This is a genomic window from Chryseobacterium sp. CBSDS_008, from assembly GCF_049959325.1.
GTDB lineage: Bacteria > Bacteroidota > Bacteroidia > Flavobacteriales > Weeksellaceae > Chryseobacterium.
This window is the reverse complement of the sequence record NZ_CP188202.1, coordinates 1,900,899-1,921,377: the sequence shown is the minus strand read 5'-3', so window position 1 is coordinate 1,921,377 and position 20,479 is coordinate 1,900,899. Positions and strand designations below refer to the sequence as shown.

Below are 20,479 nucleotides of genomic sequence, written 5' to 3'. Positions count from 1 at the left end.
CAAGCTTAACTAGTTATAAATCAAACAAAACTAAAACATTATGAAAAGCAATAACTCAAAGAAGAAACCGTTTTTCGCATCATTCCTGGAAAAACAGGTTAAGGACCCAGAAACGGTAAAAGGAGGAGGTGATATTACAATTCCTGAAAGAGATGTAATTACAAAGCCGGCAGTAGATGTTGTAACCTCTCCGCAAGACGATATGATGCACACGCTGAAATATCCGTCTGACGGTGATGATGACACTATCATTGTTCCACTGTAAGAGAAAATAGAATATTAAATAAATAGTAAGGGAAGCTTAAACATTAAGTTTCCCTTTTTAATAAAACCGGCAAATGATTCTCTGCATCACCCACTCCCAGGATTTTTATAATATCGATATCTTTTTTGAATATCTGGCATCACAGAATATTCCCTATTTCAGACTCAATTCTGACCGGCTAAACCATCTTCAGAAGATCAGCATCCACGAAAATTCATTTGAACTGACAGATGAATCCGGAAACAGCATCCATTCTGATGATATTAAAGGAGTATGGCATAGAAAAGCCTGGAGAATAAGTGCCCCTGAAGAATTGGATCAGGATTATGAAAGAATCTTTCTCAACGAATATGGAAGCCTGAGATACAATCTGATAACTGCCCTGGAAGATATTCCCTGGATCAACCCTTATGAAAATGAAAAAAAAGCAGATGGTAATAAGATATTTCAACTGAAAACAGCACAAAGAAATAACTTAACTGTTCCTAAAACCATTTTCTCCAATGATGAAAAAAAAATAACAACATTTTTCCATCAGTACTGTCACGGAAAAGCCATTGCAAAGCTTCATGGAGTCACCGCGAAAACAATGTCAGGTGAAAATATGATTTCCACCACCATTATTGAAGAAGAATCGCTTAAGCATCTTTCCGATATTGCATATTGTCCGATGATCTTCCAGCCCTATATTGACAAAGAATACGAATTGAGAATTGTCTATATAGATGGTGATTTCTTCACAGGAAAGATCAATAACAGCGAAAATGCAGATTGGAGAGTAGCACGGGAAGGGTATTTCTGGTCAGCATATGACCTTCCTGATTCTGTTAAAGTCAATCTCACTTCCATGATGAAGGAAATGGGGCTTTATCTAGGAGCTATCGATATGATTAAGGGAAGAGACGGAGCCTATTATTTTCTTGAGGTCAACCCCCAGGGAGAATGGGGAATGCTGCAGAAAGAACTGGGGTTTCCCATTGCAGAAAGAATTGCCGACAATCTTATCAAAAGAATCAATTTCCATGAATAAAATTTTAATTATCACTCATACCGCAGATAATTTTTCTATTGAAAAAGTAACAGAATACATTGAAAAAAATAACTGTGAAGTCATTCGCTTTGATGTGGATGTATATCCTTTACAAAATAAGCTGTCCACTATTTTTCAGGATGGAGAATGGGTAAGTTTTCTTGAAACCCCTGATGCAAAACATCGTTTAGATGATATTTCAGCCATCTGGTACAGAAGAGCCTATAACATCGGAAAAGGCTTAAAAGAAGAAATGGACTCTAAGTTTTACGGTGCCGCAATGGGAGAGATCAGAAATACACTTTTTGGATTCTTCGAATCAGTAGATGCGTATTCTTTAGGTAAACCCAGCGTGTACCGAAGACTTGACAGCAAGGAAGAACAATTGAAAATTGCAGATAAATTGGGTCTTACCATTCCCGCAACCTGCCTTACCAATAATCCTGATGAAGCAAGACAATTTATTCTGAAGCATCAGAATGTAGTGGCTAAAATGCAGACCGGCTTTGCCATCTATGAAAACGGTGTCGAAAATGTAGTATTTACCAACGTTGTGGGTGAAGATAAACTGGAAGAGCTGGATTCACTGCTGTATTGTCCGATGCAGTTTCAGCAGATGATTCAAAAGAAAAAAGAACTTCGTATTACCATTGTAGGAAGAGACGTTTATGCATTTGAAATAGATTCCCAGCAGTCTGAAGATGCAAAAATAGACTGGCGAAAAGATGGAGTCAACCTGATTGATAAATGGACCCGAACCGAACTTCCGGGAGATGTGGAGGCAAAACTGCTTGAGCTGCTTGATATTTACAATGTAGATTATGGGGCAATAGACATGATTGTTTCCCCTGAAGACGAATATTATTTCATCGAGATCAATGCTGCAGGAGAATTTTTCTGGCTGGATAATCTTACAGAAGGAAATCTCATTTCCAAAAGCATTGCAGATGTTCTTTGTGATAAGGCTCCAAGAAGAAATAATGAAGTAATGGCTTAAAATAAAGTGCTTTTTTATAATAGAAGTCCTGAAAGTTGTCAATTCTTTCAGGACTTTTATATTTACTTACCTGCTGCAGCTAAAATTTTTCCGGTTTATAGATTTTTGAATGATAATATTGGTTAAATAAAGTTGAATTATGCTTTAAAAATCGCAAATTTGCAGAAGCAGTTTTTCTAATGAATTTTCACTGATCCGGAAAGAATTGCCGGATAGAAAATATTGTTATATTTTAGTCAGCAATCAAGTAAATAATTAATGATTTTTGTAACAGGTGCTACCGGAATTCTGGGAAGAATAATTGTACTGGAACTTCTTAAAAGAGGTAAAAATGTACGTGCTTCCAAACGGCCGGGCAGCAATTTAAACGAAGTAAGGCATTCATACAGCTTTTATACAGAGAATCCTGACGATTTTTTCAACAAAATCGAATGGGTAAACGTAGATTTTGATGATCTCGATTCTCTGCAAACTGCACTTCAGGGTGTAGATGAGGTGTATCACTGTGCTGCAAAAGTAAGTTTTCATCCAAAAGATAAAAAAGAAATGTACCGCACAAATATCAAAGGTACAGAGAATCTTTTGTTTGCCTGTGAAGGATCAGATGTTAAAAAATTTCTCCATGTAAGCTCTGTTGCTGTTCTTGATAATTTTAATGAAAAAGGAGAGTTGGACGAAGATTCTGATTTTAATCCGAAGCTGGAACACTCTGCCTATGCTATTTCAAAACATTTATCCGAAATGGAAGCATGGAGGGCTTCAGCAGAAGGCCTTAATGTAGTCATTATCAATCCGGGAATGATTATAGGAAGCGGAAACTGGAACCAAAGCAGCGGTGAGCTTTTCTCAACCTTCGAAGACAATAGCTTTACTTTTTCGGGTGGTTCTGCCTATGTTGATGTGAGAGATGTAGCCAATACCGCAATCGGGCTGATGGAAAATAACTTTTTCGGGGAACGTTTTATCATTGTCGCTGAAAATAACAGATATGCTGACCTTGCCAAACAGGTCAGAACCCGGCTGGGACTTAAAGATGCCAGAATTCTTTCGCAGCCTGTATTAAATATCGGAAGAATAGGCAATACTCTTTTCGGATGGCTGATTCCAAAACTCAGAATGGTTACCAAATCAAATATTGAGGCCATATCTTCATTCAACACCATTTCCAACCAAAAAGTCAAAGAAAAACTGAACTATCAGTTTATTCCTGTAAAAGAAAGCATAGACTTTCACCTGAACAATTATATTAACGACAAAAAGCTGAAGAAATGAATCTTGCAGAGGCAATTATCCTTAAAAATGTAGAAAAACATCCCATAAAAGCGGCTATCGGATTTAAAAAGAAAGATGCAGCCTGGAAAGAGCTGAGCTGGAAAAAATTCAGTGAGATTATTTTTAAAACAGCGAATGCGTTACAGGAAGCTGGAGTTCAGGAGAATGACAGAGTCGCTATTTATTCAGATAACTCCTCCGAATGGATGATCATGGATCTGGCTTCAATGGCTATCGGTGCTATTACGGTGCCCATCTATTCCACCAATAATGCCGAGCAGGCAGAACATATCATTAATGATTCAGGGGCTAAAGCTGTTTTAGTGGGAAACCAGATGCAGTATGATGCCTGTCTTGAATTTTTACATAAAGAAGAAAATAACCTGGAAATAATTATTGTTTCCAAAAAAGCTGTGTGGATCAAGAAGGAGCTCAACAGTTTTTATCTTGAAGACTTTATTGCTAAAGCTTCACCGGAACTGGAAATCTGTAAGAAGGAAAATGATGATACAGCCACATTGATCTATACTTCAGGAACCACCGGAATTCCGAAAGGAGTAATGCTTACCCATGGAAATTTCATCAAAGCTTTCGATTCTCATTTTGAATTTTTTAAGTTTAAAAACTTTGAAGAAGAGCTTTCACTGGCATTTTTACCCTTAAGCCATGTTTTTGAGAGAAGCTGGAGCTTACTCTGTTTATATGGCGGTGCCCGCGTTTATTTCCTTGAAGATCCTAAAAATGTAGCCAAAGCACTGGAAGAAGTAAAGCCTACAGCGATGTGTGCCGTACCGAGATTTTTTCAGAAAGTATATGCAGGAGTTTTAGAAAAAGCGGAAGAAGGTTCATCTTTAAAGAAAAAAATCTTTGACTGGGCACTTAAAACCGGATGGGAAACTGCAGAATTGAGAAGAAATGAAAAACCGATTCCTTTTGGATTAAAATTTAAGGAATCTGTTGCAGATATGCTGGTTTTCAGCAAAATTAAAGATAAAATGGGTGGGAGACTTTGGTTTTTACCTTGTGGCGGAGCCTCTTTGTCACCGGAAGTTACCCGCTTTTTTGAATCAGTAGGAATTCACGTAACTGTTGGATACGGATTAACGGAAACCACAGCTACATTGACCCTTTTTCCTTTAACTCATTTTGAACACGGCACCAGCGGAAAACCATTGCCGGGAGTGGAAATGCGTATCGGAGAAAATGATGAAATCCTGGCCAGAGGCAACGGAATCATGAAAGGGTATTATAATAAGCCTGAAGAAACCCAAAAGGTGTTTACAGAAGACGGATGGTTCAAAACCGGTGATGCCGGAAAATTTGATGATAAAGGCAACCTGATTATTACAGACCGAATTAAGGACCTGATGAAAACTTCCAACGGAAAATATATCGCTCCGCAACAGATTGAAAATCTTCTGACCAATAATAATTTTATCCAGCAGATTATGCTGATTGCAGAAGGAAGACAGTTTGTCTCTGCATTGATTGTTCCTAATTTTGAGTTTTTACAGGATTATATCAGGAAAAATAATATTCCTTTTAAGAATTGGGAAGATGCGGTAAAAAATGAAAAGATAATCGATCTCTATAAAGAAAAAATTAAAGAACTGCAAAGCCATCTGGCGGATTATGAAAAAGTGAAGAAATTCACTTTGATGCCGGCAGAATTTGATATCAATACAGGAGAAATTACTCCTACATTGAAGGTCAAGAGAAATGTAGTGATCAAAAAATACGCGGATATTATAGAGAAGATGTATTAAAGTTTTTGATCTCCTGTTTTCACGTTTAATTACAACTGGAGATGTGAAAATTCCTCTCCCCTGGAGGGGTGGCGAAAATTCAAAGAATTTTGACGGGGTGGTTCAAAATAATGACTTAAATTAAACTATGACGACACAAGATTTTATAGGAAAAGATGATTTCAATATTCATACACAAACGGCTACAGAGAGCTGTCCGTCTAATATTGCGCTGATTAAATATTGGGGGAAATATGCTGATCAGATTCCTGCCAACCCTAGTATCAGTTATACATTGAACCATTGCAAAACCAATACTTCAATGGAGTTTACTGCGAATGAACCTTTTTCAGTGCAGACGTTTCTGGCGGGAAATGAAGAGGTGAAATTTGCTGAGAAAATTGAGAAATATTTCAGAAATATAGCGCAGTACCTTCCATGGATTTTAAAAGGGAAATATATTATTAGAACAGAAAATACATTTCCGCACAGTTCAGGAATTGCGAGCTCAGCTTCAGGATTTGGGGCCATTGCAAAATGTCTGATGGCATTGGATGCTTCATTTACAGGAAAAACTTCTGAGGAAGAATCTTTAAGAAAGGCTTCATTTTTAGCAAGATTAGGAAGTGGAAGCGCATGCCGAAGCTTATATAACGGACTCGTCGTATGGGGAAAAACTGATGAGGTAGAAGAAAGTTCAGATTTGTTCGGAGTACAATATCCGGATGCTGAAATTCATGAAGTATTCAAAAGTTTTAACGACTGGGTTTTGCTGATCCACGAAGGACAGAAGAGTGTTTCTTCAACGGTAGGGCATGGTTTGATGAATACCAATCCCTATGCAGAAAGAAGATTCCAGGAAGCCAGAGAAAATTTTGTTCCGATGAAGGAGATTCTGAAAAACGGGGATATGGAAAGCTTTATCAAATTAGTAGAGCACGAAGCACTTACACTACATGCGATGATGATGATGAGCGAACCGGCTTTTATTCTAATGAAAACGGGTACGCTGGAAGTGATCAATAAAATCTGGGATTTTAGAAGAGAAACAGGATATCCCTTATTCTTTACGCTGGATGCTGGAGCTAATGTTCACCTTCTCTTCCCAAGTAATGGCTCTGAAGAACAGATTAAAATCTTCATTGAAGCTGAATTATTACAGCACACTCAGAAAAATGGAGTAGTGAAGGATGTAATGAATTTTTAAATAACAAATATTCAATAAGAGTGGGCTTTAGCCCACTTTTTTATGCTCAGTCCTCAGTAACAACAGCTTCCCGTTCACCATCTTCCTGCTTTCCTTCCTTTATCATGACTTCAGCTTCAGCTTTTTCTTCGGAAGTTGCCGTTTCTATCAGTTCTTCCTGTTCATCATTGTGATGATCTATAAAAAACTCACAGTATACCGGCAGGTGGTCTGAACCAAAATTTTCCAGTGTCTTCAGCTGTTTAATAAAAATATCTTCACTGTGAAACATCAGATCAATAGGGAACCTTAAAAAACGGTACTTTGCATGAAAGGTAGAAACAAAAGAATGTCCCACTCTCGGGTCTATAAGATGACTTGTTTTTCTGAAAAGTACAGATGATCTTGACCAGGCAACATTATTAAAGTCGCCTACCACAATAACAGGCTCTTTGATGTCTTTCACACGCTTGGCAGTACTTAAAAGATCACCATCTCTTTCCTTTGAGGTTTCCTCCTCGGTAGGACTCGGCGGCGGCGGGTGAACGCCAAAGAACACAAAAGAAAAACCATCAGCAGTTTTCATATGGATCTCAATACTTGGAATATCATCTGCAACAAAATAATGAGTTCTGGCTTCCTTAATTTCAACTCTTGAATAGAAATGCATACCGTAGGTGTTTTCAAGAGTCACTTTATGCTGGTAAGGATATTCTTTTTCCAGCGATCTCATTGCTTTTTCCCAATCGCCGTTACTTTCCATAGTCATGAAAAAATCCGGATTGTATTTTTTTATAAGTTTGGCGAATCGGTCATATTCCTTATTGAACTGATAAACGTTGGCCGATATAAAGCGCAGCTTATCTGAGGATTTGTGCTGCTGTCTGTGTTTTTTTACAGGATAAAGGGGCGTATACCTGATGAGGGTATTGCTGTGATGAACAAACAGAATAAATAAAAGCCCCTGGCTATACCACAGATATTCTCCAGAATGACTGAAAAAGCCTAATATAAAAGTGAAAAATATAAGATAGGTGACCTGTATTTTTGCGAATTCAGGAACCCTGAATATCCAGTGAGAATGCTGAATTTTCGGTAATATAGTCATGACCAGCAAAAGTATGGCCAGTGCCATATAAATAATCCACATATGAAAAATCTGAAATAATTTTGCTGCAATTTAAGGAAAATGAATTTTAAAATGTATTAATCAATTTAAATTTTATTTTATCTATTTTTATTAATCTAAATCTATTGTATGAATAAAATAACTGTATTTCTTCTTCTGATCAGTATTTCAGCTTTTGGCCAGCAAAATCAGGATATTGAAAAGCCTATCCGTAACGTATTCCTTGGCATGAAAAATGCAGATCCAGAACTGGTAAAATCGGCCTTTGCAGAAAATGCAGTTCTCCAGACCATAACAAAAGACGGTATTGTAAAAAGTGACAGCATACAGGATTTCATTGCTTCGGTTTCTAAATTTTCAAAAGGAGAACTGGATGAAAGGATTACCATAGAAGCCATTCATACAGACGGAAACCTGGCAAGCGTGTTTACTCCTTATTCTTTTTATTTAAAGGGAAAATTATCACATTGTGGAGCTAACAGTTTTCAGCTGGTAAAACAGAATAATGAATGGAAAATTCAGTATATTATTGATACGAGAAGAAAAGATAGCTGCAAAGAGATACAATGATAAAGTTTAAACAGTAAAAAAATGAAAATTCATCATATTGCCATTATTTGCTCTGATTACACAGTTTCAAAGAAGTTTTATACAGAAATTTTAAATCTGAATATCATCCGGGAAGTCTACCGCGAGGAAAGGCGGTCCTATAAACTTGATCTGGCAATCGGGGATCATTATGTGATAGAGTTATTTTCCTTTCCTGATCCTCCGCAACGCCCGTCACGTCCCGAAGCATGTGGCCTAAGACATCTCGCTTTTTCTGTTGAAAATGTTTCGGAAAAGCGAAATGAGCTGATGGAAAAAGGATTAAGCTGTGAAGAAATCCGTATCGACGAATTCACCGGAAAAGAATTTTTCTTTACCCAGGATCCCGATCAGCTGCCGCTGGAATTTTATGAAATGTAAAAATTAGTGGGCGTAGCCTGCAAAGAAGCTTACAGCCATAATTGCCAAAACAATGGAAGAAATGACTACATACACGTAGTCTTTTTCTTTTAAATAACCGATTAAAGCAAAAACAATCCTCATCAAAGGAGTGAAGATCAAGAGAAGAATACCCAGCTGAATAATAGCCATCCCTTCTCCTTTACACAGAGAATTCCAGAAGTGTCCCCATACTTTTTCAGAAGATGTGCCTACGACAAGGCTGGTATATTTTTCAGGCATTTTAAAGCCTTCAATAAACAGCTTGATAAAACCGATCAGTGATGTAGCCACAGATAGAATAACGCCCAGTCTCAGAAGATTTCCTACGGAACGGTTCAGATCTACATCTGTAAAATTCTTTTTCATTATCTGAAGCTTTTGTTGATCCCGTTATACATCATGTAAATTGAAAGAATGGTAATCACAATGGCAAAAAATATTTTTAATTTTTTGGTCTTGGATACCATCAGTGTTTTTGAACCGATAAAACTCCCAATCACAACACCTATCAGTACAGGAGCTACGATCACAGGAATGATTTCTCCTCTCTGGAAATAGATCAGTGCACTCGCTACTGCCGTTACTCCAATCATAAAATTACTGGTCGTTGTAGATACTTTGAAAGGCAGTTTCATCATATTGTCCATTGCCAGTACCTTTAACGCACCCGAACCTATTCCTAAAAGACCGGACATTGCCCCTGCAAACATCATCATTAAAAATCCTGGAACTGTATTTCTTGCGGAATAGTTTTTCAAAACCCCTTTATCAGGAAATGTTCCGTACAATTTTAGTTTTTCTTCCAGGCTTCCTTTAATCAGCGGCTCCTGGTGGTCAGGCTTGCCTTTAAGATTTAAAATAACTGTAAGAAGAAGAATGCTTGCAAAAATAATTCCAATGGTATTCGGGTTAAGCATTCCCGAAACCAAGGCACCAACAATAGCTCCCGCTGTGGTGGCTATCTCGAGAAACATCCCGATTCTCATATTGGTAAAACCTTCTTTTACAAAAGCTACAGCCGCACCGGAAGAGGTTCCGATCACAGAAATAAGTGAAGCACCGATAGCATAATGCATGGGAACGCCAAAACCAAGCGTTAATAAAGGAATGATAATAACTCCCCCTCCTAGACCTGTAAGTGAGCCCAAAAGACCCGCGGAAATTGCACCAAGGAAGAGTATGATAATTTCTGACATACTACAAATAATGTTACAAATATAAAATTATTGTACTAGTCTGCCAAACATTTGAAAAAGATAAATTTAACGTATTTTTGTATGCATGAAAAACGTAATGAAATTATTTTATATCATCCTTGGGGCAACTCCTAAAGGAAGAAATATTGAGCAGCATGATGTTTTCTTCGGAATAGCGGAACACCTTAAAGATCTGGTTCCGGATATAAAAGACTTTTGGAAGGAAGCAGAGGGAAAAATCCATCTGGACTGTTATCAGGAAGTAAAGTTTGCTGACGGGTATGAAGTGGAGATTGTAGAAAAAGGAGAAAAAACATCAGAGGATCAGCTGTTTTTCCTCAATTTAGGAGGATATAAGCCTGGTTTCTTTGAAGAATTTCATGAACAGCACCTGATGGTAGGGCAGTCTATGGGTGAAATTGTAAAAAGAGCAAAAGCTACTGAGTTTTATCAGACCATGGGATTTGAAGGAGCGGTAAGTCATATTGATGATAAACATGGAGTGGATATCGATGATATTTTCAATGTAAGTGATATTCTTCCGGCTCAGATGAAGGAAAAGTATTCCATCATTCTTAAAAAATCTGATGCTGAAAATCAGGAAAACCCTATGGGACTTGGTTATTTAAAAATTGATAAAATCCAATAAAAATAAATCTAATAAAAATAAAAAATGAAAATAGGAATTCTGGGAGGCGGACAGCTGGGAAGAATGCTGATACAAAGTGCACTGAAATATGATGATGAGTTTTATACCCTCGATCCGGCTTCTGATGCACCATGTCATAATATCTCGTATTTTACGCAGGGAAATTTCAATGATTATGAAACGGTGCTGAACTTCGGAAAAGACAAAGATGTTGTAACCATTGAAATAGAACATGTAAATGCTGATGCGTTGGCCGAACTTGAAAAACAGGGAATAAAAGTTGTTCCTAATGCCAATATCATCAAAACAATCCAGCAAAAGATCCTTCAGAAAGAATTTTATAAAGCTCATGATATTCCCAGTCCGGAATTCCAGGTGGTATGGAGCAGCGATGAAAAGGTGATCATGCCATTGCCATTTGTTCAGAAAATGAATACAGGAGGATATGACGGGAAAGGAGTACAGGTCATTAAAACGGAAGAAGACTATCAGCATTTATGGACTGAGGCTTCTGTCATTGAGAGTCTTGTAGATATTGATAAAGAGCTTTCTGTCATTGTAGCGAGAAATGAGAAAGGAGAAACCAATATTTTCCCTGTAACGGAAATGGTGGCTGATCCAAAGCTTAATCTTTTAGATTTCAATGTATGTCCGGTACTTCTTACAGAAGATGTTCAGAACCAGATTGATTCTATCACAGAGAAATTTTTGAATGCCGTAAATTCTCCGGGATTATTCGCCATTGAATTATTCCTTGACAAAGAAGGAAAAGTATGGGTGAATGAAACGGCTCCGAGACTTCACAATTCAGGACACCAGAGCCAGGAAGGAAATACGAATTCCCAGTTTGAGCAGATGTACCGTGTGGTAAAAAACTTACCTTTAGCTGATACTGATGCCATTACTTACAGCGGAATGCTGAATCTTGTTGGAGCAGAAGGATACGCAGGAAAAGTAGTCTATGAAGGAATGGAAGATGTTCTTAAGTTACCTGAAACGTACATCCATTTATATGGGAAAACCGAAACCAAACCAGGAAGAAAAATGGGACATATCAATGTTCTTGCAGATTCCAGAGAAGAGCTTATGGAAAAGCTTGTTATGGTGAAGGGAATGGTAAGAGTGATTGCTGAGTAATCAGTTTAAAATAATAAAAACGGAGCTGCTTTTATCTTTAAAAGCAGCTCCGTTTTTATATTGCCTGCCATCAATTCAATAGAAACGGGCTTTAGCCTGTTCGTCTATAAATGATTATAAATTCAACTGGCTTTAACCAAAACTTAATTTTAGGTTTCGGCCAAAGCCAAATGCATGCATGTTGTTTATATCGGGCCGATCCTATTGATGAATCAATATTTGATGATGTAAGAAAAAGTGATTATTTGCCATAGATAACCCCCACCATTCCTCTTCCAGCTTCCAATCTCTTACTTAAAAATCTTCTGAATCACATTCCCGATTTCTACAAAATCCCCATGATTGCCTACAGAACGTATTTCCGGGCTGTTTTTATCATATTCTGAGAATGGGAAAATCAGAAGGTAATTGTTATCTTTCAGGTTCCTGTTCAGAAGTTCCGGAATCAGTCTCATTCTTGGAATGTAAGATTTCATACCGCGTTTAGCCATCAGAATGATCAGGGCTTCATCATCTTTCAGCTCGGCAGCCGTTCTTTCGCCGTCCTGCCATGTATTCATAATAATGAATTCAGCTTCTATATTGGCTTTTTTAATGATTTTCTGAAGAATGTCAAGAATGTTTTCCGGAGCATAGAAAACAACTGTGGCTCCGGAGTTTCTGGCAATATTCCACACCCTCAGCAATGCATGGAAGAATCCTGCTTCCTGGTGGGCATTTTCAGGAATCATTACCGCATATTTTTTTATGGTGGAAAGTGGCTGCGCCGCATGATATACCAATACATTCACATCATCATTCTGCAGATAACCATTGTAAAGATTATATACGAAAGACGGAGAGAATCCTTTTTCATCTTCCAGTCCTATGATCAGATCTGTGATTTTCTGTTCTTTAATAACGTTACTCACCCCATTAATGACATCATTGTCATATCTTTTTAAGGCCTGTAGTTTAACGTCAGCGGCTGCGGCTGCATCGGCTGCCTGGTGGAGAAGTTTCTCGGCATTCTTTACCGAAGACTCATTCTTATCTTCATTAATGACATTCAGGGCAAAAAGGTCTTCCGTATTGGAATGCGCTTTAATCAGTATCCCGAGATTTACCATTCTCTCAACAGTGGCTTCATGATTGATAGCTAAAAGAATATTCTCTTCCTCATGTGTATTTCCGGATACGGTGTCTTCATTATCGCTTTCCGCAATTTTCTGAGCACTCGCCATGGAAATGAAAGAGGAGATGGTACATGAAATAAGAATCAGCAAAATACTTCCGTTCAATACGTGTTCATTCAGCAATCTTACAGGCTCTCCGGTTTCAGTTTCAGAAAGGATGATGTTGTATCCTACCATTACTGAAGCCAGTGTCGCTGCCGCTGAAGCAGAGCTCAGTCCGAAGATCAGTTTTCCTTCTTCTTTAGTCAGCCTAAATGTTTTTTGAGTCGCTACAGCAGAAAGATACTTTCCTCCGATAGACGCTGCCAGCATAATTCCTGCAACTTCCAGGGTTTCCCAGCTTTTGAAGAATACTTTGAAATCAATAAGCATTCCCACACTGATCAGGAAAAAAGGAATAAAGATGGCATTTCCCACAAACTCAACTCTGTTCATTAAAGAAGAAGTATGGGGAATAAGTCTGTTTAAAGCCAGTCCTGCAAAGAATGCTCCTATAATAGCTTCTACGCCGGCCAGCTCAGCCAGCATGGCAGCCAGATAAATCATGACCAGCACAAAAATATACTGTGAGATTTTATCATCCACTCTTTTGAAAAACCAGCGTCCTATAATGGGAAATACAATTAATACAATTAATGCAAAAACTACAAAGGAGACGGACAATTTGACCCAAAATTCAGTTCCTACATCTCCCTGGGACATTCCCACAATCACGGCAAGAACCAATAAGGCAAGAATATCTGTGATCATTGTACCTCCGACTGTAATATTAACAGCCTTGTTTTTTGCAATTCCCAACTTACTTACCAATGGATAAGCGATAAGGGTATGGGATGAAAAAAGACTGGCAAACAGAATAGAAGTCAGCATGGAGAAGTGAAGAAGGTAATAGCCGCCCAGGTATCCCAGGATAAAAGGAACCGTAAAGGTATAGATACCGAAGGTAAGACTTTTCCATTTGTTTTTTTTGAAATCTCCCATATCAATCTCAAGCCCTGCCAGAAACATAATGTAAAGCAGCCCGGTAGTCCCGGTTACGACAATACTGCTGTCTCTGGACAGTACATTGAATCCGTTCGGACCAATGATTGCCCCGGCGATGATAAGTCCCAAAAGATGCGGAACTTTAATTTTATTTAACAGCAGCGGTGCTGCCAGGATGATAACCAGTACCAGCAGGAACTTCAGTACAGGATCTTCTATAGGAAGACTCAGGTTGTGTATACTCAGTAAAATCATAAGTGTTTATTTTGTGGAACGTACTAATTCAACAGAGAACTTCGCGGTACAGCCATCAGAAGTGATGGTTCTTGTACCTTTGATCTTGTTGTCCGAAATATCATTAAGAAGAACGCTCATTTCTACATTCTTTTTCGCTGTAGAATCGGTTTTGAAAGACAGTCTGATCTCATTATTTTCAAACTTGCCCGTATACAGCCTTACCAGATTATTGTTATTGATAATTTTCGTAATGGGCTGGGTAGAATCATTATCAAATTCCCAAATATCAGTACGCTGATCACCCACAGCATATTCGCTGCAGCTGGATTCTGTACAGATTACTTTTCCGTTCCATGGACCTGCAATTTCTGCGGGCCATGCAGCGATCACTACAGAATCTTTTTTCGCAAAAATACTGTCTCTCATTTTCAGGAGCGATTGATACTCGGATTCTTTTTTAGCGAATATTTTTTCTTTCTCTAATAATTGTTTTTCCCTGTCTGTCAGGTTCTTTTCCTTCTCTTTGTAATCGCAGCTTACCAATAGAAAAGAAGCTGCCAGAAATAAAAAAAATGTGTTTTTCAGCATATTGTATAGGTTGGAGTATCCAATATAAGAAAAATGAAGGAAATATGAAACCGTGCACAACAGATCTGATTTTAATTGTGTTTAATGCATTAAAAAACAGCGGAATAGGCCGGCTGAGATTATTGAGATTATTTTCTGCTTTATGAAGCTATTCTTTGTTTTTTAAACATTGCCGGGTTGTAATTAATAACAAAAACCCCTAGAATAATAAGTACTGCTGCAATGATGAATTTACCGGAAATTTTTTCATCAAGAATCAGCCAGCTTAAAAAAATAGAAATTACAGTATTGATATAAGCCAATATAGAGACCTGAACAGGAGAAACTTTGGTAAGCGAATAGTGAAAGGCAAAAAATGCAGCTACAGAACCGAAACATGATAAATAAAGCATGGCAGAAATACTTTTCGGGCTCCAGTTTCCGAAATTGTAATTGTCCGTAAAAAGAAATGCAAAAATGATTTGTATACTACCGGCAAATGCAAACTGGTAAAAAAGATTCAATGAAATATTCCCGCTTTGTATATTAAGTTTTTTTGTAAAAATTGTTCCGGAAGCCCACCCTGCAATGGCAATAAATAAAAAGAGAATGCCAAGGGCATAGTCCGGATTCTTAAGATCATTGATGCCGTCCCAGAATATGAACAGGATTCCGCTAAAGCATAAAATGACCCCTGCAAAAGCCCGCCAGCTGAATTTCTGAAGTCCTAAAGCCATACTCCCGAAAAATACCAGGATAGGCGAGCATGCGCTTATCAGTGAAGTCAGGCTGCTGGTAACTTCCTCTTCGGCTACGGTTGTCATTCCGTTGGCAATGACCAGCATTAAAACAGAAAAGATAAACTGATATTTCAGATTGTTCCACCCAATCCATTTAAATTCCTTTTTATAAGTAAGAATAAGAAACATGATTACAGCTGCAAGAAATTGACGTATTCCTGCTACAAACCATGCGGGAATAGTCTCCACTGCCACCCGGATTGACAAAAAGGTGGTTCCCCATACAATGGCAACAGTAAGTAATGCAAAAGTAAGTTTATAATCTTTCAATGTGAATAGTAGATATAACAAACAAATATACCTGTTATGAAATAAAACAGATGGGTACAGCTGCTGTATTTTTTGAAGGTACAGAAAACTGAAATACATATAAGAAAAAGGAGTGCATTAAAAAATGTACTCCTTTTGGCTTTTTAAGGTTGGAATCCTCCGCATGTGTCAAAAGGAACACATAACCATTTGCCATTCCTAAAGCAAAGTTGGAATGAGCAGGCCTCCATACCTCCTAAAACTTTTTTAAGTTCTTCTTTTTTAAGCTTTTTTAAATTTTTCATTTCGAATAAATTTTATGTTGGTGAAACAAATATTGGAAAAAAATGATAAAAGTGAGTCAAAATTAACAAATTTTAACTTCTTTATTAATTTTATAAAGTGAAATGTTTTTTGTCCGGAAGGACAGGAGGAAATGTATCTTAAAAAAAGATTTTAATTTTTTATCTTTGACAATCTAATAAAAATTGAAGATGGTAGGAATTATAATGGGCAGCCAGAGCGATCTGCCGATCATGGAACAGGCTGCAAATTTTTTGAAAAGCCTGGATATTCCATACGAACTGACGGTTGTTTCGGCACACAGAACACCGGAAAGAATGTTTGATTATGCAAAGACTGCTCAGGAAAGAGGCCTGAAAGTAATTGTAGCCGGAGCCGGAGGAGCGGCACACCTTCCGGGAATGGTAGCGAGCTGCACGACACTGCCGGTAATCGGCGTTCCGATCTTGTCCAGTAATTCTATTGATGGGTGGGATTCCGTTTTGTCTATTCTTCAGATGCCCGGCGGAATTCCGGTAGCAACCGTAGCTTTGAACGGAGCTCTGAACGCGGGGATTTTAGCTGCAAAAATTTTAGGAAGCGGTAACGAAGAAGTGGCTGCAAAACTTCAGAAATATCAGGATTCGTTGAAAGATAAAGTATTAGGAACTGTAGATGATATTAAGGCTCAGCATCCCAATCATTTTGACAAATAGCTATAATTAAACTCAAAATAAAAGCCTCACTTTACGGCGAGGCTTTTTTGTTTCCTTATTTTTTAATGAATTTTAAAGAGATCATTTCTTCTTTCATGATAAGGCGCAAAATGTAAATTCCTTTTGGTAAAGAGCTTACATTAATCATGTCATTGTTCAGGTTTCCTTCCTTTACAATTCTTCCGCTCAGATCGATAATTGTAAAATCTTTTGCATTGGAATTTTTCACATAAATAATATCTGTGGCAGGATTCGGGTATATATTGATTTCACCTTTCACTTTTATATCAGAGGTTCCAAGAAAGGACTGGCATTCTCCGTTATATGTATCCCCGCTGATAGTCCAGCCTTTATTGTTTATTAAATAATTTCTCGCTGTTACGGCCGCATTATGGGAATAAGTAAGAGGAGAAACTGAGGATAAGTTGATATTATTTGGAGTTGAAGGATTCTGGCTCCAGCCATAAAGGATACTGTCATAATTCTGGCAGTTAAGTCCTGAATTTTTGAACATATTGGTAGCATATAGTAATGAACTGAGGTTCCAGCTTCCCAGGTTCTGGTTAAAAGTAATTGCACCGTTGAACATGTCGTTCATACCTTTCACTGAACTTACATTCCATTTCCCGATATTCTGATTGAAATTTTTTGCACCATTAAACATTTCGTGCATCCATTCTACTTTTCTGGTATCCCAATTGGAAATATCACGGTTGAAACTTTCTGCATTATGAAACATATCATGCATGAATTTTACATTTTGGGTATCCCAGCTGCTGATGTCCTGGTTAAAAAGTTTTGCGCCCGAAAACATATTATTCATTTCCATAATTTGTGTTGTATTCCAGTTTGCGAGCGGCTGATTGAAATTTGCAGCATTCGAAAACATAAATTCGGCATCAAGATTACTAGACATATCCCAATTTCCAATTGGCTGATTAAACTGATAAGCTCCACTAAACATTGCGGCAGTTGCAGTTACTTTAGAGGTGTCCCAATTGGCCAGCGGCTGATTGAAAACCTTTGCCACACTAAATGTTATACCCATCATAGTAACATTGGAAGTGTTCCAGTTTCCAACCGGCTGATTGAATACAAAGCATCCTGTAAAAGTTCCCAGCAAAGTAGTTACATTGGCTGTATTCCAGTTGTTAATAGTAGGATTTCCCACTAAAGCATAGCATCCTGAAAACATATAAGACATATCGGTTACCAGGTTCAGATCGGGAATGTCTGTTGCCGTGAAATCTAAAATTTTACATGCCTGAAATGCCTGTTCCATAGAAGACCATTGAATATTTCCCCATTGTTCTATCAATTGTATTTTATGGACATCACCTACAATTCCGTTATCATTTAGTATATCCCAGTCTGCAAATCTGATCTGATGAAAATTTCCGTTTCCGTTACTTACTTTGAGTCTGTAAGTGGCCTCTGACGGATTCGGATTAAGCGGAGTTCCGAAATCAATCAGGATCTGATAGGCAGAAGTTACATTCGTTAAAGTAGCATTATGAGAAGGATAGCCAATCTCTTCCCAATAGATCTGGTAATTTGTCCCTCTTCCGGGAAACCAGATCTGATTATTGTTTGAGTTAACAGGAATTCCCGCATAAGCATATGAAGGTGGCTGAAGGCTGGGCTTCCATACTGTGATAAATTCATCTTGTGCTTTTGCCATAAAAATCAGCAAAAGAAAAATGAGGATTGGAATTTTTTTTAAGATCATGTTTATAGGTTTATGGGATTAGTTTTTTTGGTAACTATTTTTTGATGAACGGGAATGAATGCATTGTACTCTTTGTGAAAATCTGCAGAATATAATTTCCCGGTGATAAAAAACTCACATGAATCTGATTATTTTTAAGTTTTTCTTTGACAATAGTTCTTCCGGTCATATCGGTAATGATGTAACTTACTGTATCCTGAATATTTCTCAGGTAAATGTTATCTTCTGCAGGATTAGGAAAGATTGCTGTTTCAGTGGCTGTCTCTTTTTCAGAAGTTGAAAGTGCCTGGTTACACAATCCATTGTAAACATCACCTGAGATAGTCCAGCCTTTATCATTGATTAAATAATTCCTTGCGGCTACTGCATCAGCATGAGAATAAATCAATGGTGCGGTACTTGATAAGTTAATATTAGTGGGTGTTAATGAGTTCTGGCTCCATCCGTAAAGTGTTTTATCATAATTCAGACAGCTCATGGCAGAATTGAGAAACATACTGGTAGCTGTTGTTAATGAACTTAGATTCCATCTTCCTATATTTTGGTTAAAAGCAGTGTTACGGAACATTTCGTTCATATTGGTGACACTTCCCGTATTCCAGTTTTGAATATCCTGGTTGAAGTTTCCTGAATCATGAAACATGTGCTCCATGGTAGTAACCTTAGCCGTGTTCCATTTACTTAAAGATTGGTTGAATCCTGTATAGTCAAACATGTAAGACATATCTGTAACATTCGAAGTATCCCAGTCTCCCAGGGGCTGGTTGAAGAAATAGTCATCCCCGAACATATAATACATATCTGTAATGGTAGAGGTATTCCATGTGTTGAAAGAGGCGTTTCCGATGAGTGAAATACATAAATAAAACATCTGACGCATACTGGTGACCATGCTGAGGTCTGGAACATCAGTGGCTGTTACATCCATATTATCACAATATACAAAAGCATTGTCAAAGCTTTTCCATTTTATATTTCCCCATTGGGTAATCTGGATGATTTTTGAGCGGTCTGAAGCATTATAAGTGGGAGTTAATGTATTGTCGAAGAATCTCACCTGATCAAAACTTCCGTTACCATCACTGATTTTGATCCTGTAGCTGGCCTGAGATGCTACAGGATGTAATGGTGCTCCTAAGTTGATGATGAATTCCGTAGTAGAAGTTACGCTATTCATTGTTCCATTGTGTTGAGGATATCCTACTTCTTCCCAATACACCTTAAAATTGGTTCCTCTTCCGGGAAACTTTATACTTTGGGTATTCTGGGTTTTCCAGATGGTGATAAACTCATTTTGTGCTTTTGCTATACCTATCAGCAAAAGGAAAATGAATACAGAGATTTTTTTAAAAATCATGTTTATTGTTTTATGGTATTAGTTTTTAAGTAAGAATAGAAATGTTTGTATTTTTTTAAATATATCTCTATTTTATGATATAAATATAATTAAATTTTAAATTATTAATAATATTTTTCATTATTGTTTTGAATATTGTTTATTTTAAACAAACAAAAAACTCTCCGTTTTGGAGAGTTTTACTTTATTCCTGAAGCATATTATCACGGGTATTTTTCTGGACTGCAATGGCTCCGAAGAGCGCGAGCAGAAAGGCAAAGGCATAAAACCCTTTTTCGCTTGGAAGGATGGTGGCATTCCAAAGTCCGATGGCCAGTAGTACAATAGATGATAAGGTGGCAAACCAGCAGATTCCATAATAAATATCTGTTACCTGGATGTTTTCCAACCTGTCACGTACTGCTTTCTGTAGCGAAACTACAGCAAATAAGCCATAAAGCAGGATAGTGAAATAATATCCCTTTTCATTCAGCAGCATTTCAGCTCTTGCAAGACCGACAATGAAGCCAATCATTCCAGCTCCCAATGCTACCCATGATGCAGCGACAAATGCATTTGATACTCTTTGTTTTTTCATAGATTACTGTTTTATTTAAGAGGGCTAAGATATTCATTTTTTAGAAATAGAGCTCTAGCAGAGGGAAAATATAGGTAAAACCCGGAGCAGATATATTATTGATTTAAGTTTGGGCTAAAGCCGGTGAATTTTTCCATTTTATAAAACGGACTAAAGTCCGTTCCTATTGAATCTTTACAAAGTGATCCGAAATTGACATTTTGTGATAGT

Annotated in this window: 21 protein-coding genes; 11 read left to right on the top strand and 10 right to left on the bottom strand. The window is 37.6% G+C overall.

Features of this window, described 5'->3' with window-relative positions; all coding sequences use genetic code 11:
• Positions 1-40: 40 nt before the first annotated feature.
• The 6 genes from ACP3T3_RS08570 (at position 41) to ACP3T3_RS08545 (ending at position 6,516) form a co-directional block, all read left to right on the top strand.
• Positions 41-265, top strand: a complete 225-nt coding sequence (locus tag ACP3T3_RS08570) for a microviridin/marinostatin family tricyclic proteinase inhibitor (protein ID WP_426479475.1) — start codon at positions 41-43, stop codon at positions 263-265.
• Between the two features lie 73 nt (positions 266-338).
• Positions 339-1,295, top strand: a complete 957-nt coding sequence (locus tag ACP3T3_RS08565; RefSeq protein ID WP_426479474.1) for an MvdC family ATP-grasp ribosomal peptide maturase — start codon at positions 339-341, stop codon at positions 1,293-1,295.
• Complete coding sequence (locus ACP3T3_RS08560; protein WP_426479473.1) at positions 1,288-2,292, top strand: MvdD family ATP-grasp ribosomal peptide maturase; 1,005 nt, start codon at positions 1,288-1,290, stop codon at positions 2,290-2,292. Before ACP3T3_RS08565 ends, ACP3T3_RS08560 begins: the two co-directional genes overlap by 8 nt.
• Before the next feature lie 258 nt (positions 2,293-2,550).
• Positions 2,551-3,564: an NAD-dependent epimerase/dehydratase family protein gene (locus ACP3T3_RS08555; protein ID WP_426479472.1), complete on the top strand. Its 1,014-nt coding sequence runs from the start codon at positions 2,551-2,553 to the stop codon at positions 3,562-3,564.
• Positions 3,561-5,330: an AMP-dependent synthetase/ligase gene (locus tag ACP3T3_RS08550; RefSeq protein ID WP_426479471.1), complete on the top strand. Its 1,770-nt coding sequence runs from the start codon at positions 3,561-3,563 to the stop codon at positions 5,328-5,330. Before ACP3T3_RS08555 ends, ACP3T3_RS08550 begins: the two co-directional genes overlap by 4 nt.
• Positions 5,331-5,457: 127 nt before the next feature.
• Positions 5,458-6,516, top strand: a complete 1,059-nt coding sequence (locus tag ACP3T3_RS08545) for a diphosphomevalonate/mevalonate 3,5-bisphosphate decarboxylase family protein (RefSeq protein ID WP_426479470.1) — start codon at positions 5,458-5,460, stop codon at positions 6,514-6,516.
• A 46-nt stretch (positions 6,517-6,562) separates the two neighbouring features.
• On the opposite strand, the gene ACP3T3_RS08540 is transcribed toward ACP3T3_RS08545, so the two are convergent.
• Complete coding sequence (locus ACP3T3_RS08540; RefSeq protein WP_426479469.1) at positions 6,563-7,645, bottom strand: endonuclease/exonuclease/phosphatase family protein; 1,083 nt, start codon at positions 7,643-7,645, stop codon at positions 6,563-6,565.
• 108 nt (positions 7,646-7,753) lie between these two features.
• Between ACP3T3_RS08540 and ACP3T3_RS08535 the strand changes: the two genes are divergently transcribed.
• Together ACP3T3_RS08535 and gloA2 are read left to right on the top strand one after the other, a co-directional pair.
• Positions 7,754-8,194, top strand: coding sequence for a nuclear transport factor 2 family protein (locus ACP3T3_RS08535; RefSeq protein ID WP_426479468.1), 441 nt, complete (start codon positions 7,754-7,756; stop codon positions 8,192-8,194).
• Positions 8,195-8,215: 21 nt separating this feature from the next.
• Positions 8,216-8,593, top strand: coding sequence for an SMU1112c/YaeR family gloxylase I-like metalloprotein (gene gloA2, locus ACP3T3_RS08530; RefSeq protein WP_426479467.1), 378 nt, complete (start codon positions 8,216-8,218; stop codon positions 8,591-8,593).
• A 3-nt stretch (positions 8,594-8,596) separates the two neighbouring features.
• On the opposite strand, the gene ACP3T3_RS08525 is transcribed toward gloA2, so the two are convergent.
• A complete protein-coding gene (locus tag ACP3T3_RS08525; protein WP_426479466.1) occupies positions 8,597-8,980 on the bottom strand; it encodes a DUF1634 domain-containing protein in 384 nt (127 codons plus the stop codon).
• Positions 8,980-9,810, bottom strand: a complete 831-nt coding sequence (locus ACP3T3_RS08520) for a sulfite exporter TauE/SafE family protein (protein ID WP_426479465.1) — start codon at positions 9,808-9,810, stop codon at positions 8,980-8,982. Before ACP3T3_RS08520 ends, ACP3T3_RS08525 begins: the two co-directional genes overlap by 1 nt.
• A gap of 97 nt (positions 9,811-9,907) precedes the next feature.
• Between ACP3T3_RS08520 and ACP3T3_RS08515 the strand changes: the two genes are divergently transcribed.
• A complete protein-coding gene (locus ACP3T3_RS08515; protein WP_426479464.1) occupies positions 9,908-10,459 on the top strand; it encodes a DUF1543 domain-containing protein in 552 nt (183 codons plus the stop codon).
• Between the two features lie 24 nt (positions 10,460-10,483).
• Positions 10,484-11,596: a 5-(carboxyamino)imidazole ribonucleotide synthase gene (locus ACP3T3_RS08510; RefSeq protein WP_426479463.1), complete on the top strand. Its 1,113-nt coding sequence runs from the start codon at positions 10,484-10,486 to the stop codon at positions 11,594-11,596.
• Positions 11,597-11,886: 290 nt separating this feature from the next.
• On the opposite strand, the gene ACP3T3_RS08505 is transcribed toward ACP3T3_RS08510, so the two are convergent.
• The 4 genes from ACP3T3_RS08505 to ACP3T3_RS08490 all read right to left on the bottom strand — a co-directional run bounded on the left by ACP3T3_RS08505 (position 11,887) and on the right by ACP3T3_RS08490 (position 15,913).
• Positions 11,887-14,010: a cation:proton antiporter gene (locus ACP3T3_RS08505; RefSeq protein ID WP_426479462.1), complete on the bottom strand. Its 2,124-nt coding sequence runs from the start codon at positions 14,008-14,010 to the stop codon at positions 11,887-11,889.
• 6 nt (positions 14,011-14,016) lie between these two features.
• Positions 14,017-14,580, bottom strand: coding sequence for a hypothetical protein (locus ACP3T3_RS08500; protein WP_426479461.1), 564 nt, complete (start codon positions 14,578-14,580; stop codon positions 14,017-14,019).
• 140 nt (positions 14,581-14,720) lie between these two features.
• Positions 14,721-15,629: a DMT family transporter gene (locus tag ACP3T3_RS08495; protein ID WP_426479460.1), complete on the bottom strand. Its 909-nt coding sequence runs from the start codon at positions 15,627-15,629 to the stop codon at positions 14,721-14,723.
• Between the two features lie 143 nt (positions 15,630-15,772).
• Positions 15,773-15,913, bottom strand: a complete 141-nt coding sequence (locus ACP3T3_RS08490) for a bacteriocin-like protein (protein ID WP_426479459.1) — start codon at positions 15,911-15,913, stop codon at positions 15,773-15,775.
• A gap of 189 nt (positions 15,914-16,102) precedes the next feature.
• Here ACP3T3_RS08490 and purE point away from each other — a divergent pair, with 189 nt between their 5' ends.
• Positions 16,103-16,606, top strand: coding sequence for a 5-(carboxyamino)imidazole ribonucleotide mutase (gene purE / locus ACP3T3_RS08485; protein ID WP_034699885.1), 504 nt, complete (start codon positions 16,103-16,105; stop codon positions 16,604-16,606).
• 55 nt (positions 16,607-16,661) lie between these two features.
• Here the strand turns inward: purE and ACP3T3_RS08480 are convergent, their stop codons facing one another.
• From ACP3T3_RS08480 to yiaA, 3 genes are all read right to left on the bottom strand, one after another.
• A complete protein-coding gene (locus tag ACP3T3_RS08480; RefSeq protein ID WP_426479458.1) occupies positions 16,662-18,335 on the bottom strand; it encodes a BspA family leucine-rich repeat surface protein in 1,674 nt (557 codons plus the stop codon).
• A 34-nt stretch (positions 18,336-18,369) separates the two neighbouring features.
• Positions 18,370-19,692 (bottom strand): BspA family leucine-rich repeat surface protein, encoded by a 1,323-nt coding sequence (locus ACP3T3_RS08475; RefSeq protein ID WP_426479457.1) that lies wholly within the window; start codon positions 19,690-19,692, stop codon positions 18,370-18,372.
• Positions 19,693-19,876: 184 nt separating this feature from the next.
• On the bottom strand, positions 19,877-20,269 hold the full coding sequence (gene yiaA / locus ACP3T3_RS08470) for an inner membrane protein YiaA (RefSeq protein ID WP_034699887.1): 393 nt from the start codon (positions 20,267-20,269) through the stop codon (positions 19,877-19,879).
• Positions 20,270-20,479: the final 210 nt, after the last annotated feature.